This window comes from Myxacorys sp. (assembly GCF_059501405.1).
In genome coordinates, this window is record NZ_JCACCM010000208.1 from 21513 (window position 1) to 37322 (window position 15810).

Consider the following 15810-nt stretch of genomic DNA (forward strand, 5'->3'; position numbering starts at 1 on the left):
ATTCAGGTTTACGAGGAGCGATCGCTCTGATTGAAATCAGTCGCTGTTTCTATCTTGCGATCGCCTGCTGGAAAACTCTAACTGCTTCTCCTGCATCTGTTTCAGCTAGCAGAATACAGCGTTTCAGTAGATCGATATCCAGGTCTTCTAACCCTGGTAGGTTGCTGCAATCAATGCGTTCATATCCACTGGTGCTGAGCGCGTAAAGCATCAACACCCCGTCTTGCCAGAACCAAACTTCGGGAACGCCTAATGCCCGATAACGTGCAAGTTTATCGATGCCGCCACTAGTGAAAACAACCTCGATCGAAAGGTCAGGAATCGGCTTGACGCTGCCAATGCAATAAGACTGATCCGCTTGAGCCGATGCCTCTTGTTCTCGCTCTTGGGTCATAGCGCCTGTCGGCTGAAAGAAAATTCCCTTCTGCGCCAGAAAGCATGTTGTTAACCAACCGATGATGTGCCCAAAGAGTTCGTGTTCGCGTCCTGGCATCAGAATTTCAATGGTTCCATCATAGTAAAACAGGCGTACCCCAATCGAGTCTTCAAATCCTTTCTGAATGTGTTTGAACTGCTCCCAGGTTCGTCCCGGATACACAATGCGTTGATCTTGAGTTGGGGTTTCTTTTAGTGGCGTTTGTGTCATCTAACAAAAAGAAGTCGAGGACTGATAAGAGCAAGTATGGCACGTCGAGACAGAGCGCGATCCTTCGCAAAGCCAATCGTACTCCTGCTAGGATTAGTGCGTTACACCGCTTTAGTAACTGTGGGCGATCGCGAGTCGAGAGGTTAATAAGCGATCGCACTTCCCTGTCTCTTGAAGTGGATGGCATGATTTCAACCCTTCGCTACAGTAAACGGTGTTAGCCTCTAGAACCATGTTTGCTGATGTCGTCCCCTCCTCTCGTTCTGACCCTCAAGCTAGACCAATCCACCTTTGATGGATTTAACGAGCTTCGTCAGCAGCACTTTCCCCCCGCCAGAAATTTTATACCTGCCCACATCAGCCTTTTTCATGCGCTACCAGGTGAGCAGGAATCGAGCATTCGGCAGACGCTGCAAACGCTGTGTTCACAAACTCCAACCCTGTCTCTCGAGTTTCCGAAGCCCCGGTTTTTGGGCAAAGGAGTAGCGGTAGAAGTTCAGGCTCCTGAATTGGTGCGGCTCCATCAACGGTTGGCAACGCAATGGAGCGACTGGCTCACGGCTCAAGATCGCCAAGGCTATCGACCCCACATCACGATTCAAAACAAGGTTGCGTCGGATGACGCGAGGCAGTTGTACGAGCAACTTACCGATGAGTGGAAACGCTTCAACGGAGTCGGAGAGGGACTGCTGCTCTGGCAGTATCAGGGCGGGCCTTGGGCACTAGTAGAGGAGTTTCTGTTTCAAGGCACAGATGTTAGCTCGTCCAATGCTTCGCCCGCTCGACCGCATTCTGCCACATCATAAAATGAGAGATCGCGCGATCGCTATCTCGCGGTTCAAACACGCGATCGATCTGACGGTGAACGATCAACGCTTGGTCATTCTGCCAAAATCCGCTTGCTAGTCCTGCGGCAAAAGCGGCTCCTTGTGCGGTTGTATCTTGCATCTTGGGTCGTTCAACGGGAATGCCTAAAACATCTGCCTGAAACTGCATGAGAAAATTGTTCTGACAGGCACCTCCATCTACCTTCAGTCGCTCGATCTGCACGGCACCAGAGCGATGAATGGTTTCCACCACGTCTTTAACCTGGAACGCGATCGCTTCTAAAACAGAGCGCACCATGTGTTGTCGTTGTACCCCTCCTGTCAACCCCAAAAATGCCCCCCGTGCTTCCATGTCCCAGTGCGGTGCGCCTAAGCCGCTAAACGCAGGAACAAAGTAGACTCCTCCATTATCGGGCACTTGTTGCGCTAAAGCTTCGGTTTCAGCCGCTGTGCGAATGATCTGAAGACCATCGCGTAACCACTGAATGCACGCCCCAGTTGTGAACATACTGCCTTCTAAGGCATAGCTCGCGCTCTTGTGTCCCGTCGCATCGGTTTGAGTCCAAGCCACGGTCGCAATCAGTTGATCAGAACGGACAATCTGAGTCCCGGTATGAGCAACCAAAAAACTACCCGTTCCGTAAGTACACTTCACCAAACCAGCGCGATCCTTCGGAGCTTCGCAAGGCGAATCGCAGCCCTGTCCAAACAGAGATGCTTGCTGATCTCCCAGAATTGCCATAATTGGAATTTCTGCCCCCACTACGCCAGAATCAGTCGTACCAAAATGCCCCAAACTCGGTTGAATATTAGGCAACAGATGTGCCGGAATGCCAAATAGTTCAAGCAGTTGTGCATCCCACTGCCGCGTCGTGAGGTTAAACAACATCGTGCGGCTGGCATTGCTGTCATCTGTTGCATGTACCTTGCCTCCTGTCAGCTTCCACAAAATCCAGGTGTCAATCGTGCCTGCAAGCACATTCTCCAGGCTCGTATCAGCGACCACATGTTCTAACAGCCAAGCTAATTTTGTGGCAGAAAAATAAGCATCCATCACGAGTCCCGTTCGCTCTAAGATCTCTGCCGCGTAGCCCTGCTCCTGCAACTGCTGACACTGGGAGGCAGTGCGGCGATCTTGCCATACGATCGCGTTGTAAAGCGGTTGTCCAGTCGTTTTATCCCACAGCAAACAGGTTTCACGTTGTACTGTTAGCCCGATCGCGTGAATATCTGAAGCTTGTATCGCTGCGTGTTGAACTGCCGACTGGATTACGGCACAGGTAGTTTGCCAAATTTCAAGCGGGTCGTGTTCTAGCCATCCGGGGCACGGGTAGTACTGGGTTAATTCCTGATATGCCTGACTGATGATACTGCCCGTCGCATCAAACAAGAATGCGCGATTTCCTGTTGTTCCTAAATCGAGTGCCAGAATGTAACCAGAAGATGCTGCCATTGTTCTTTGCCCGCAACCAATTTCACTCTACAGCGCAAAGTGGGCGTTATTTCTTCTGTGTCGATGGTTTACGCTCTGTTTCGTTTCAACAAGGTTTCGTTTCGACACGGTTTAATTCAACACGGTTTAATTTCAGCAAGGGCAAGCCTATTCAAAGGCGAGACCCATCTCGAGATCCATCTACAGAGAGAAGCAAAGAAATCAGTGCGTCATCTAGATCAATGCTTACTCGTCTTAACACTCTTGAGTATCTAAAATTAAGTTAAATTTTGTCTCGCTTGCGAGCAATCACTTCTATAAATTGGGAATGACTCCAAAAGCAATCCCTACTGATCTTTCCTCAACCGAAGCCTATCTCTTTCCGACCTCTTTTGCTCAGCAGCGCTTATGGTTTTTTGATCAGTTATCGCCGCAAAGTGCCGTTTACAACGTGCCTGCCGCCATTCGGCTCACAGGCTTGTTGAATGTGGCTGCCCTACAGCAAGCCCTGAATGAGATTGTTCGTCGTCATGAAACGCTGCGATCGACATTTCGGATGGTCGATGGACAGGTCGTTCAGGTGATTGCGGCTCAGCACAGGATTGCTTTGCCTATGGTAGATGTGCAACAAAGCTCACTTCCACTAGACTCATTTTCACTAGGCTTTAAGCCGCTAATTTTAGAGGAATCGCAACACCCGTTTGATCTGACCCAAGGAGCGCTAATTAGAGCCAAATTGCTGCGCCTCGACTCCACAGATCATATTCTGTTGCTCACCCTCCATCACATTGTTTCAGATGGCTGGTCAATGGGTGTGATGATGCGAGAACTAGGCACGCTCTATACCGCTTTTGCGAATGGCAACCCGTCTCCGCTCCCAGACCTACCGATTCAATATGCAGATTTTGCCCATTGGCAGCAGCAGTGGCTTCAGGGTGACGTGCTGGAAACGCAGCTAGACTATTGGCGACAGCAGTTAGCGGGTTTGCCTGCAATCGATTTACCAACCGATCGATCCCGTCCGGCAGTTCAGAGTTATCGAGGAGCAACGCAATATTTAGAGCTATCTCCAAGCTTGACCGAGGCGTTAGAACATCTGAGTGGGCAAACTGAGGTTACGTTGTTTGTAACATTGCTGACAGCGTTTCAAATCTTACTCTTTCGCTATACGGGACAAACCGATTTAGCAATCGGAACGCCAATCGCTAATCGTAACCATAGCCAAACCGAGGAATTGATCGGTTTCTTTGTCAATCTATTGGTGATGCGAGCAGATTTATCGGGTCAGCCCACGGTGCGATCGCTACTGCATCAGGTGAGATCGATCGCGCTAGATGCTTACAGCCATCAAGATTTACCGTTTGAGCGCTTGGTGGAAGAGCTTCAGCCAGCGCGGAGTTTGAGCCATACGCCCTTGATTCAGGTAATGTTTGCGTTGCAATCGGCTCCGACTCCACCGCTAGAATTGGCTGGGCTAACACTGGACTATATGGAGGTCGAAAGCCAGGTTGCTAAGTTTGACTTAACGCTGTCGTTTGAGAACACCGGACAAGGGCTGAAGGGATCATTAGAGTACAGCACCGATCTATTTGATGCAGCGACGATTGAGCGTCTGCTACAACACTTCCAAATTTTGTTAGCCGGAATGGTGGCGGATCCTGATCAAGCGATCGCAGAACTACCATTATTGTCAGCAGCAGAACGACAACAAGTACTGATCGATTGGAATCAAACTGAAGTTAATTACTCACAGAAGCTCCTTGTGCATCAGCAATTTGAGGCGCAGGCTGAAAAAACACCCGACAGCATTGCGCTCCAATTTCCAACGCAACAGTTCACCTACCGGGCGTTAAATGAGCGAGCCAATCGCCTCGCGCACGAGTTACAGCAACTCGGCGTGAAACCGGATGTATTGGTGGGGCTATGCTGCGATCGCTCTTGCGAATGGGTGATAGGCATGTTAGCAATCCTCAAAGCTGGAGGCGCTTACGTTGCCCTTGATCCTCATTCTCCAGATGAACGTTTGAGGGCAATGTTGCATGGTGCTGGAGTCGCGATCGTATTGACGCGATCGCATCTGAGCGACAGCTTGCTGACCTTAGATGAGCGATTAAGAGATGAGCAATTAAAGGTGATTGATGTTGCGAACTTTGTGTCGCAAGATTCAGGAGAAATACATCACAGATCTGACAATCCGACTAGTCAAGTTACGGCAGATGACCTGGCTTACGTTATCTATACCTCTGGCTCAACAGGTCAGCCAAAAGGCGTTCAAATCGAGCATCGAGGATTGGTCAATTTAGTGAGTTGGCATCGCCAAGCGTTTCAAGTTGCACAGAACGATTGTGCCACTCAAATTGCGGCTCCTGCGTTTGATGCCTGTGCATGGGAAATTTTTCCTTATCTCACTGCTGGAGCCAGCCTCCACTTCCCGGACGAAGCAACTCGGCTATCGCCAGAAAAATTGCGAGATTGGTTCATTGCTCAACGCATTACGATCAGCTTTCTACCAACGCCGCTTGCCGAGTCACTATGGCCGCTGGATTGGTCGGGTACGTCCTTACGATCGCTCCTGATTGGCGGCGATCAGCTCCGTCAATTGCCCCCTGCTTCATTACCGTTTACCGTTGTGAACAACTACGGCCCGACTGAGAATACGGTCGTGACAACATCGGGTGTGGTGTCTGCGGGAGAAACACCAACGATTGGACGCCCGATCGCCAACACGCAACTGTACGTGTTAGACGCTCATCTACAGCCTGTCCCGATTGGAGCAAGGGGTGAACTGTACGTTGGCGGAGAGGGCGTAGCACGAGGCTATTTGAGCGGTTCAACGGAATCCTTTATTGCCAATCCGTTTTGCGTGGATTCGCGGCTTTACAAAACAGGAGACTGGGTACACTATCGAGCCGACGGACGCTTAGAGTTTTTAGGTCGCGGCGATGATCAAGTGAAGATTCGCGGCTTTCGGATTGAGCTAGGAGACATTGAGCGTGCCCTGCTGGAGCATCCAACGGTTCGAGAAACCATTGTTTTGGTTCAAGAAATTACGCCCATAGATAGGGGATTAGTGGCCTATGTCGTCTTAGATTCAGCAGGGGTGCAAAAGGGGGGGCTACGCCAATTTCTAAAAGCAAAACTGCCGGAATACATGATTCCGTGGAGGTTTGTGGAAGTGGACGCCCTGCCACTGACGCAAAACGGCAAAGTCGATCGTCAAGCTTTGGCAGCATTAGATGTAGTTTATCCTGAGGTAGAAGCGATCGCGCCTCGAACGCCAATTGAAACGGCACTGGCGCAGCTTTGGACAGAGGTATTAGGGCGACCCGTTAGTCTCTATGACAACTTCTTTACCTCAGGCGGACATTCCTTACTTGCCACGCAGCTTACGTCTCGAATCCGAGACAGCCTGCAGGTGGATATTCCCCTGCAACTGCTGTTTGAGTCACCAACAGTCGCAGAGGTCGCAGAGTACATCGAGACCGTTCGTTGGGCAACCGCTGTGCATCCTGCTGGGATCAAGCGCGACGAACCAGAAGCAAAGGATTCCCGTGAGGAGGTCGAGTTTTGAAAACAGTTGAATTTCTAGCCCATCTAAGAAGTCTGGATATTCAGATTTCTGTTGATGGGGATAAGCTACGCTGCAATGCTCCTGAAGGGGTTCTCACATCAAATCTACAGCGCGAGATTCGCGATCGCAAAGTAGAATTGGTCGCTTTTCTGCACCACGCTAAAACAACACTCCAACCGTCCGAATTTCAACGATCCCCTCGGCGCACTTCAGCCCCACGACTGTCGTTTGCACAACAGCGGCTGTGGTTTCTAGAGCAACTTGTTCCCGGAAATGCGTTCTACAATATTCCAACAGCAATGCGGTTGACGGGAGCGCTCAATATTGTTGCGGTAGAGCAAAGTTTTAACGAGATTGTTCGTCGCCATGAAACGCTTCGCACGAGGTTTCGGATGCAAGACGCCCACCCAGTACAGGTAATTGCACCTGATATTGCGCTGTCGCTGCCCGTGGTTGATTTACGATCCCTAAGGTTAGAAGATCAATTTGCTCAGGTGCAAACGCTCGCGATCGCTGAGTCTCAACAGCCGTTTGACTTGGCTCAAGCTCCGCTATTGCGAGTGAAATTGTTACAACTTGACCAAGCAGAATTTGTGTTGTTGTTGACGTTGCACCACATCATTTCAGATGGATGGTCGATCGGAGTTTTGGTGCGCGAGTTGGGGACGCTATACACCGCCTTTGCTAATGAACAACCTTCTCCGTTAGCCGATTTACCACTTCAGTACGCCGATTTTGCTGATTGGCAGCGAAACTGGTTGCAGGGAGACGTTCTAGAGTCTCAACTAACTTATTGGCGACAGCAACTTGAGAATTTGCCAGCGCTAGACTTGCCAACAGATAGACCAAGACCTCCAGTTCAACAGTACCGGGGGGCAACGCGATCGCTAGAACTTTCTGCTGATCTAAGCCATGCCCTAGAAAGCTTGAGTCAAGATTCGGGCGTGACGCTGTTTATTACATTGCTCGCGGCCTTTCAAACGTTACTGTGTCGCTACACCGGACAAACAGATATTGCGATCGGTTCCCCAATCGCAAACCGCAATCGCAGTGAGATCGAAGGCTTAATTGGTTTTTTTGTAAACAGTTTGGTGATGCGAACAGATTTGTCAGGTGATCCAACATTCAGCGAATTGTTGGAGCGATCGCGGCAAGTGGCGCTTGATGCCTATGCTCACCAAGACTTGCCCTTTGAGCGGTTGGTCGAAGAACTTCAGCCCGATCGCGATTTGAGCCGCAACCCATTATTTCAAGTGGTGCTTGCTTTGCAAAATGCGCCCAGAGAAGCACTAGAGTTACCTGGAGTCATACTAAATCCAATCGAGTTTGATCCGGGAACAACACGATTTGATTTGGAGTTTCATGTCAGCCATTCTACGCATTTGGGAGATTTAACAGGCGGCACAACTGGGCTGACGGTACTCGCGGTTTACAATACGGACTTATTTGATGCAGCGACGATCGCGCAGATGCTCCAGAGCTTTCAAACTTTACTCGTTAGCATTACCACGAATCCAAATCAATCGATTTCAAGATTGCCAATTCTTACAACTGATGAATATCAACGTCTAGTGAAATGGAACCGCACTCAGGTTCCATACGCTACAGACCAGTGTATTCAACAGCTATTTGAAGCTCAAGTAGAACGCACACCAGATGCACTTGCAGTCGCTTCTGCAACGGTGCAGCTAACCTACCGCGAATTAAACGATCGCAGTAATCAACTCGCCCATTACTTGCGCTCGCACAACATTACCGCCGAAACTCCCGTTGGTATTTGCGTCGATCGCTCTCCTGATTTACTCATCGGATTACTTGGTATTCTCAAAGCTGGAGGTGCTTATGTGCCAATTGATTCAGCTTTTCCTGCAGAGCGTTTAGCGTTTATGCTAAACGACGCTCAAACTGCAATTTTGCTGACTCAACAGCATTTAATCGATCGGTTCTCTGACATTTGCGATTCTTTGAAGCAGCGCGTTATTTGTCTTGATCACTGGGATACTTTTGCAGCTTGTAGTCAGGAAAATCTCAATCCCTGCGTTACGGCTAACAATCTGGCTTACATCATCTACACATCTGGCTCCACAGGTCAGCCTAAAGGAGTGTTAGTCGAACATCGAAGTTTGCTGAATCTAATATTTTGGCATCAGCGCGCCTTTGAAATTTCGGCGAGCGATCGCGCAACTCAAGTCGCTGGAATTGCCTTTGATGCTTGCGGTTGGGAACTGTTTCCCTATCTTACGGCTGGAGCCAGCATTCACATTCCCGACGACATAACGCGAACCTCACCTACGCACTTGCAAGCGTGGATGGTTGAGCAACAGATTACGATTAGCTTTCTACCTACCCCCTTAGCTGAGAAAATATTTGATCTTGATTGGTCCAACAGTAATGCGTTGCGGTTCCTACTAATTGGCGGTGACAAGCTGCGTCAATTACCCGTTGCCCTACCATTTACCGTAGTGAATAACTATGGATTGACAGAAACAACGGTTGTAGCAACATCAGGACAAATCACAGACGATGTTCCGACCATTGGAGATGCGATCGCAAACACGCAACTTTATGTTCTCGATGCCAATCTTCAACCCGTGCCGCTTGGCGCAAAAGGAGAACTTTACGTTGGTGGACATGGTCTAGCACGGGGCTATCTCAATCGTTCTGAGCTAACGGCTGAACGCTTTATTACCAATCCGATTAACCCTGGATCGCGGCTCTACAAAACGGGTGACTGTGTGCGCTATCGAGCCAACGGACAGTTAGAGTTTCTTGGTCGATTAGATGAGCAGGTCAATCTTCGCGGGTACCGGATTGAACTCGGAGAAATTGAGACGGCGTTAGCGCAACATCCTGCGGTGCAAGCTGCGATCGCGATCGCAGATGAGCATGAAGGCGACCCCCGTTTAATCGCGTATGTGACGCAACGCCCTGACCCCCTTGACGCCAATCAAACAACAGAATTGCAAGCTGAGCAAGTGTTGCAGTGGCAAATGCTGTATGAAGAAACCTACGGGCAGCCTGCTCCGGTTGATCCAACCTTTAATATTATTGGGTGGAACAGTAGCTACACCGGGCAACCACTTCCGGCTAAACAGATTCAGGAATGGGTCGATCGCCGCGTTGACTACATTCTGTCATTACAGCCTCAGCGAGTGCTAGAAATTGGCTGCGGTACAGGGCTGATGTTGTTCCGACTTGCTCCACACTGTACCCAATACTGCGGAACTGATTTCTCTGAGGTTGGACTTCGCTCTATTGGTCAGCAGTTGTCGGATGGCTCACTTCCACACGTCGAACTTCTGCAAAAAGTGGCAACCGATTTTGATGGAATACCACCAAATTTTGATGCGGTCATTCTCAATTCGGTTGTGCAATATTTTCCTAGCATTGAGTATCTGGTGCAGGTAATAGAGGGCGCAATTCAGGCGCTGCACACCCCTAAAGACGCATCTGCCCCGTCTGGCTTTATCTTCTTGGGCGACATTCGGAGTCTGCCATTGCTAAAAGCGTTCCACACCTCGGTACAGCTTTATCAAGCGGAATCGTCGCTGGATAAATCCCAACTGAGACAACGAGTTCAGACCCAAATCCTTCGGGAATCAGAACTCGTAATTGACCCCGCTTTTTTTCAGGCGTTGCGCGATCGCTTTCCTGAAGTCACTCACGTTCAAATCGATTTAACTGAAGGACATCACCACAATGAAATGACTCAGTTTCGCTATAACGTGACGCTACATATCGGAACCAAAATCACGGCTCCAACCGATTCTCCAACGTGGCTTAACTGGACGAACGATCGCTTAAGTCTCTCCAGTGTGAAACAGCTTCTACACGAACAGCCCGACTTTTTAGGAATCACTCAAATTCCAAATGCGCGGTTATCTCATGCAATGCAAGCGGTGCAATGGTTAGAGGGCGCAGAAGCTCCTGAAACGGTCGGAGAATTTCGCGGAATGCAGGCTGCATCAGGTGTAGATCCTGAAGCCCTGCGATCGCTGATCGACGAATTACCTTATACGATTCGGTTGTGTGAGTCAGGTTCTAGCGCAGGACATTACGATGTTTTGTTTATTCACAATGGCAATAAAACAACGCCTGAATTTCCATTAGTAAAGCATTCTAATTCTTGGCAGTCTTATGCTAATAATCCTCTACATGCTAAGTTAGCGGCGCATTTAGTTCCCCAATTGCGATCGCACCTTAGTAAAAAACTGCCCGATTATATGATTCCTAGTCAATTCATCGTTCTGGAATCATTTCCATTAACTCCGAATGGAAAAATCAATCGTCGCGCTTTGCCTAAGCCTGAGGGGACTCGCTCTCAATCGATTAAAACCTATGCACCACCCCGCTCTGAAGTTGAACAACTGCTGACCGAAATTTGGTGCACTGTGCTGAGTCTAAAGCAGGTCAGTATCTACGATAACTTTTTTGAACTGGGGGGTCACTCGCTGTTAGCAACTCAACTGGTCTCTCGCATTCGCGACATCTTTGAGGTTGAGTTACCCCTGCGTAGCTTATTTGAAACGCCAACAATAGACGGATTAGCAACCGAGATTGAACGCTTGCAGAATAGCATGGTTAAGTCCAAAGTTCCCGCGATCGTGCCGCTCTCGCGGGAGAGTTATCGCGTCAAACTATCATCCCTTCAAAACGATCCGAAATGACTCAAACGCTCTCTCATGCTGATTCGGAAGCCGAAGTTTTCGTCCTGCCAACCTCCTTTGCTCAACAGCGACTTTGGTTTCTTCAGCAGTTGATGCCCGAAAATCCGGCTTACAATGTGCCGCTTGCAGTCCAGCTTAGCGGCGAACTGAATATCGCCGCTCTAGAGCAAACGTTTAATGAAATTGTGCGCCGCCACGAGTCGCTACGGACGAATTTCAAAATGATAGGAGGGCAGCCGAGGCAAGTGGTGCTGCCGCAGCTGACGTTGCCTCTGCCATTAATCGATCTACAAACTTTGCCACCAGCAGACCAGCAAGCAGAAGTTGAACGACTAACAATTGAAGCATTTCAGCGCCCGTTTGATCTGGTTCAAGATGCGCTGTTACGGGTAAAACTGCTGCAATTAGACGAAACCAACTATGTACTGCTGCTCACGATGCATCACATTGTTACGGATGGTTGGTCGATCGCCGTGTTGATTCGTGAACTAGAAGCGCTCTACATCGCATTCGCGGCTGGGCATCCTTCACCGTTAGCCGAGTTGCCAATTCAGTACGCTGATTTTGCTCATTGGCAACAAGACTGGCTTCAGGGAGAAGTGTTGGCAAGTCAACTCGCCTACTGGCAGCAAAAACTAGAGGGCGCAGCTCCTATTTTGGAACTGCCCAATCTAGGGGAGAAAACTGTGGTTCCTTCGGAATTGCACTTTACGTTTAGCGAAAAGTTTCAGGGCGCACGCGAAGCGTTAGTGTTGCCCAAAGCATTGAAGTCAGCAATCGTTCAATTGAGCGATGAAGCAAATGCGACTCCATTCATGACTCTGTTAGCCGCATTTCAAACATTACTCTTTCGGTATACCGGGCAAACTGATATCTCTGTCGGCTCTCCGATTGCAAATCGCAATCACAGCGAACTTGAGAGCTTGATTGGTTTTTTTGCAAATAGCGTGGTCTTGCGAACCGATCTATCAGGTAATCCTACGTTCTTAGATTTGCTCAACCAAGTGCGAGAAGTCGCATTGGGCGCATATGCCCATCAGGATTTGCCGTTTGAAAAATTGGTAGAAGCCTTGCAACCCGATCGCGACTTAAACCGCAATCCTCTGTTTCAAGTGGTATTTGCTCTGCAAAACTCGCCTGCTGAGTCATTAGAGTTGCCTAAGTTAACCTTGAGCCCTGTGTCTGTTGATCCGGGTACAGCCCGATTTGACTTGGAGTTTCAAATTGTAGAATGCTTAGACACACTGGGCGTTGTGGCAGTCTACCGCACTGATTTATTTGATCAAGCCGCGATCGCACGCATGCTGAAGCACTTCCAAACGTTACTAGAAAACATCGTAGCGGCCCCCAACCAACGCCTCTCTGATCTGCCAATCTTGACTGCTGTTGAGCAGCATCAACAATTAGTTCAGTGGAACGCAACTGAGGCAGAGTACCCCAAAGATTGGTGTATTCATGATTGGTTTGAATCGCAGGTCAACCAAACTCCCGATGCCGTTGCCGTTGTTTTTGCAGACCAACAGCTTACCTATCGTGAACTGAGCGATCGCAGCAATCAACTCGCCCATTCCTTACAACAATTCGGTGTTGTTCCTGACCGATTGGTGGGAATTTGTGTAGAGCAATCGCTTAATATGCTGATTGCGGTTCTGGCTGTTCTGAAAGCCGGAGGTGCTTACGTTCCGCTCGATCCGACCTATCCTACAGAGCGTCTGCAATTCATGCTCCAGGATGCTCAAGTTTCTATCTTGCTCACTCAGCGATCGCTAGTCGATCGGTTTGTAGAGTTAGGACAAACTGTGATCTGCCTAGATCAGCAAGAATATCGAACCGGCAGCAATCCTCCTCTCAGCCGCGTTACCGCTAATAATCTTGCCTATGTGATTTACACTTCTGGCTCTACCGGGCAACCGAAAGGTGTACTTGTCACTCATCAAGGATTGTCTAATCTTGCTCAGGCTCAGCACCAAATCTTCAATGTGCAACCGAGCGATCGTGTTCTACAATTTGCGTCTCTTAGCTTCGATGCGTCAATCTTTGAAATCATCATGGCGTTGACGACTGGAGCAACTCTCTACTTGATCCAATCTGCTTCGCGATTAGGAGCAAACCTGGTTCAATTTTTACAGGAGCAGCACATTACGCATGTGACTCTTCCTCCTGCTTTGCTCAACCTTTTACCCGAATTGCCTGATCTCAAAGTCGTCATCGCGGCTGGAGAAGCGTGTTCAAGCGAGCTAGTCGATCGCTGGGCAATGCGTCGCCGTTTTTTCAACGCTTATGGACTGACCGAAACAAGCGTTTGGTCAACCATTGCTGAACTGAAAGTGGGTCAAACCGTAACGATTGGACGCGCGATCGCAAACACTCAACTCTATGTCCTCAATTCCGATCTCCAACCCGTGGCGATTGGGGTTCCCGGAGAACTATACATTGGAGGTGACGGACTCGCAAAAGGCTACCTCAATCGCGCCGATTTGACGGCTGAACGCTTTATTCCCAATCCCTTCAAACCTGATTCACGCCTGTACAAGACTGGCGATCGCGTCCGCTATCGCTCTGATGGCAACCTTCAATTTCTCGGTCGCATGGATGAGCAAGTCAAGCTTCGCGGCTATCGGATTGAACTTGGAGAAATTGAAACCGTATTGAAACAACATCCTGCGATCGCAGCGACGGTGGTCGCTGTTCAAGTTGCAGAAAAGACGGTTGAGGAAAAGCATATTGTGGCTTGCGTTGTGCCAAATTCAGCCGCACCGCCTGAATTAAATTCCCAGTTAAAGGCATTTCTACAGCAACGATTACCTGCCTACATGATTCCGTCGGTCATTGCCATTCAGCCCACGTTACCCCTGTTACCTAATGGCAAGATAGATCGCCAATCTCTTGCTACCTTGTCACTCAATACTGCTGCGGTTGCTCCCCGCACTGAGACAGAAGTAACTCTGGCAAAACTTTGGGCTGAGCAGCTTGGCCTCACAGAAATAGACGTGACCCAAAACTTTTTTGACATGGGCGGAGATTCTCTCAAAGCTATGCGTCTGATGGATCAAATTCATCAGCACTTTGAGCAATTGGCTGTGCCAAATGGGGTTGGCGGAGCAAAGTCCGTTGGAGCGCTGCCGCTCTCTAGCTTATTTCTTGCTCCTACAATTGAACAATTAGCACAGCAACTCGATCAAGCGAATTGTTCACCTTCTGCGTCCGAAATTTCTAGCTTGGTGCCGCTTCAGCCTACAGGTTCAAAGCCGCCTTTCTTTTGCGTACATCCCATCTTTGGTACTGTTTTTCCCTATTACCAGTTGGCGCAGCAGTTCAGCGCTCCAACGGATTCCGCGAAGCGAACTTCTATTGCTCAAAGTACTTTGGAACTTGGTAAAGCCAATCGCCCGTTTTATGGATTGCACCCGATTGGCCTAGAAGGTCATCCACCGCATACGACGATCGAAGAGATGGCTGCCTACTACATCAAAGCGATTCGCCAGATTCAGCCTCAAGGCCCTTACTACATTGGTGGATGGTCGTTTGGTGGGGTGGTTGCTTTTGAGATGGCGCAGCAGCTTGAACAAGCCGGACACGAAGTTGCATTACTGGCAATGCTCGACACCGCAAGTCCAGGGCATCAGCTCTCTTACCGAGATAATTTCAACGTGCTAACCACCCTTACGCGATCGCTGCTTCCTTTCCTAATCGATTACGGTTGCTTGCTCAAATCTTCTCTTCAAACTCAGGTTCAAACTCAGAGCGCACAATTTTTGTCTAGTTTCCTCAAGTCTTTTCAGCGTCAACCGAGGGGCGACAACGAACTTCGCGCCGCGAACCCCGCTGAAGTTTGGCATAGCCAATCGCAATTGCTAAATGAGCTATCCTTACGTCCCATACTCCAAACTTATCGTGCCAATGCTGAGGCATTCCTGAGCTACAGTCCTCAAAGGTATTCCCACCCAATCACGTTATTCAAAACCAGCAAAACTAACCAGGATTCAACGTTAGGCTGGAAAAAGCTGACGAAGGAGGTCAACCTTTGTCCGATTCCAGGAAATCATCTCACCATGCTAAGAAGTCCTCATGTTCAATACTTAGCCCAACAGTTAAAGCAATGCATGGGAGAAGGGCAACTAACATCGTGATCAAGAGCTTACTAAGGAGCGTGGATTAAATAACCTGTAATTCTGGCTTGGCCGTGTAGTTCCATTGAGGCAAGTGTCGGTCAAATACAATTTTCATCGTTGATTTGAAGTCTTCAGCCACTTTTCTTCCGGTTTGATACGACTTGTCGAGAATTTTTAGTTTGGACTAGCAGGCTTCGAGCTGCTTGACTGACAAAACTAAGAAGCTGGGATGCGGCTGAGGACGCTGAATTCACGCTTTAGGGATTCATCGTGTTGTCGCTGGGAAGCAATCGCAGGTTGAGGGCCAGGTGAACAGGAGAGAAACGGATAAACCTGAATCTTCCATTGCTGGGTGATGGCAAGTCGAATCCAATTCCAGCCCAGTTTGAGATAACTCATGCCTCGCTTCCAGTGAGCATCAACTTGGCGACGCTTACCTGAAGCAACCACTTGTACCCCTCACATAACCGCCTCAATTCAGATTCGCCAAAAACAGTAGTGCCCTCCACTCACGTCAAACGATCTAGACTTCAAGAGGAATGACGTTGAACGATC

Annotated in this window: 7 protein-coding genes; 4 read left to right on the plus strand and 3 right to left on the minus strand. The window is 49.1% G+C overall.

Going from position 1 to position 15810, the window contains the following annotated elements; translation table 11 throughout:
- Positions 1–49: 49 nt before the first annotated feature.
- Positions 50–646: a Uma2 family endonuclease gene (locus tag AC5I6P_RS29745; protein WP_495697400.1), complete on the minus strand. Its 597-nt coding sequence runs from the start codon at positions 644–646 to the stop codon at positions 50–52.
- Between the two features lie 242 nt (positions 647–888).
- On the opposite strand from AC5I6P_RS29745, the gene AC5I6P_RS29750 reads away from it, so the two are divergent.
- A complete protein-coding gene (locus AC5I6P_RS29750) occupies positions 889–1452 on the plus strand; it encodes a 2'-5' RNA ligase family protein (protein ID WP_495697401.1) in 564 nt (187 codons plus the stop codon).
- Here the strand turns inward: AC5I6P_RS29750 and glpK are convergent.
- The gene (gene glpK, locus AC5I6P_RS29755) at positions 1403–2926 is read right to left on the minus strand and encodes a glycerol kinase GlpK (protein WP_495697402.1); all 1524 of its coding nucleotides are present in this window, start codon (positions 2924–2926) and stop codon (positions 1403–1405) included. The genes AC5I6P_RS29750 and glpK overlap by 50 nt on opposite strands.
- Positions 2927–3233: 307 nt before the next feature.
- Here glpK and AC5I6P_RS29760 point away from each other — a divergent pair, with 307 nt between their 5' ends.
- Genes AC5I6P_RS29760 through AC5I6P_RS29770 form a run of 3 tightly spaced genes read left to right on the plus strand, consistent with a single transcriptional unit; the run spans position 3234 to position 15273 of the window.
- Positions 3234–6476: a non-ribosomal peptide synthetase gene (locus AC5I6P_RS29760; RefSeq protein WP_495697403.1), complete on the plus strand. Its 3243-nt coding sequence runs from the start codon at positions 3234–3236 to the stop codon at positions 6474–6476.
- Positions 6473–11143: an amino acid adenylation domain-containing protein gene (locus tag AC5I6P_RS29765; RefSeq protein ID WP_495697404.1), complete on the plus strand. Its 4671-nt coding sequence runs from the start codon at positions 6473–6475 to the stop codon at positions 11141–11143. The genes AC5I6P_RS29760 and AC5I6P_RS29765 overlap by 4 nt, the downstream gene beginning before the upstream one ends.
- Complete coding sequence (locus AC5I6P_RS29770) at positions 11140–15273, plus strand: non-ribosomal peptide synthetase (RefSeq protein WP_495697405.1); 4134 nt, start codon at positions 11140–11142, stop codon at positions 15271–15273. Before AC5I6P_RS29765 ends, AC5I6P_RS29770 begins: the two co-directional genes overlap by 4 nt.
- A 198-nt stretch (positions 15274–15471) precedes the next feature.
- Here AC5I6P_RS29770 and AC5I6P_RS29775 read toward each other — a convergent pair whose 3' ends face one another.
- Positions 15472–15705 carry a hypothetical protein gene (locus AC5I6P_RS29775; RefSeq protein ID WP_495697406.1) on the minus strand — a complete coding sequence of 78 codons (234 nt, stop codon included), beginning with the start codon at positions 15703–15705 and terminating at the stop codon, positions 15472–15474.
- Positions 15706–15810 lie beyond the last annotated feature (105 nt).

What these genes read in the sequence shown, in the direction of transcription:
- glpK (WP_495697402.1), bottom strand. Translation starts at nt 2,926, where the DNA reads ATGGCAGCATCTTCTGGTTACATTCTGGCACTCGATTTAGGAACAACA.
- AC5I6P_RS29745 (WP_495697400.1), bottom strand. Translation starts at nt 646, where the DNA reads ATGACACAAACGCCACTAAAAGAAACCCCAACTCAAGATCAACGCATT.
- AC5I6P_RS29770 (WP_495697405.1), top strand. Translation starts at nt 11,140, where the DNA reads ATGACTCAAACGCTCTCTCATGCTGATTCGGAAGCCGAAGTTTTCGTC.
- AC5I6P_RS29760 (WP_495697403.1), top strand. Translation starts at nt 3,234, where the DNA reads ATGACTCCAAAAGCAATCCCTACTGATCTTTCCTCAACCGAAGCCTAT.
- AC5I6P_RS29750 (WP_495697401.1), top strand. Translation starts at nt 889, where the DNA reads ATGTCGTCCCCTCCTCTCGTTCTGACCCTCAAGCTAGACCAATCCACC.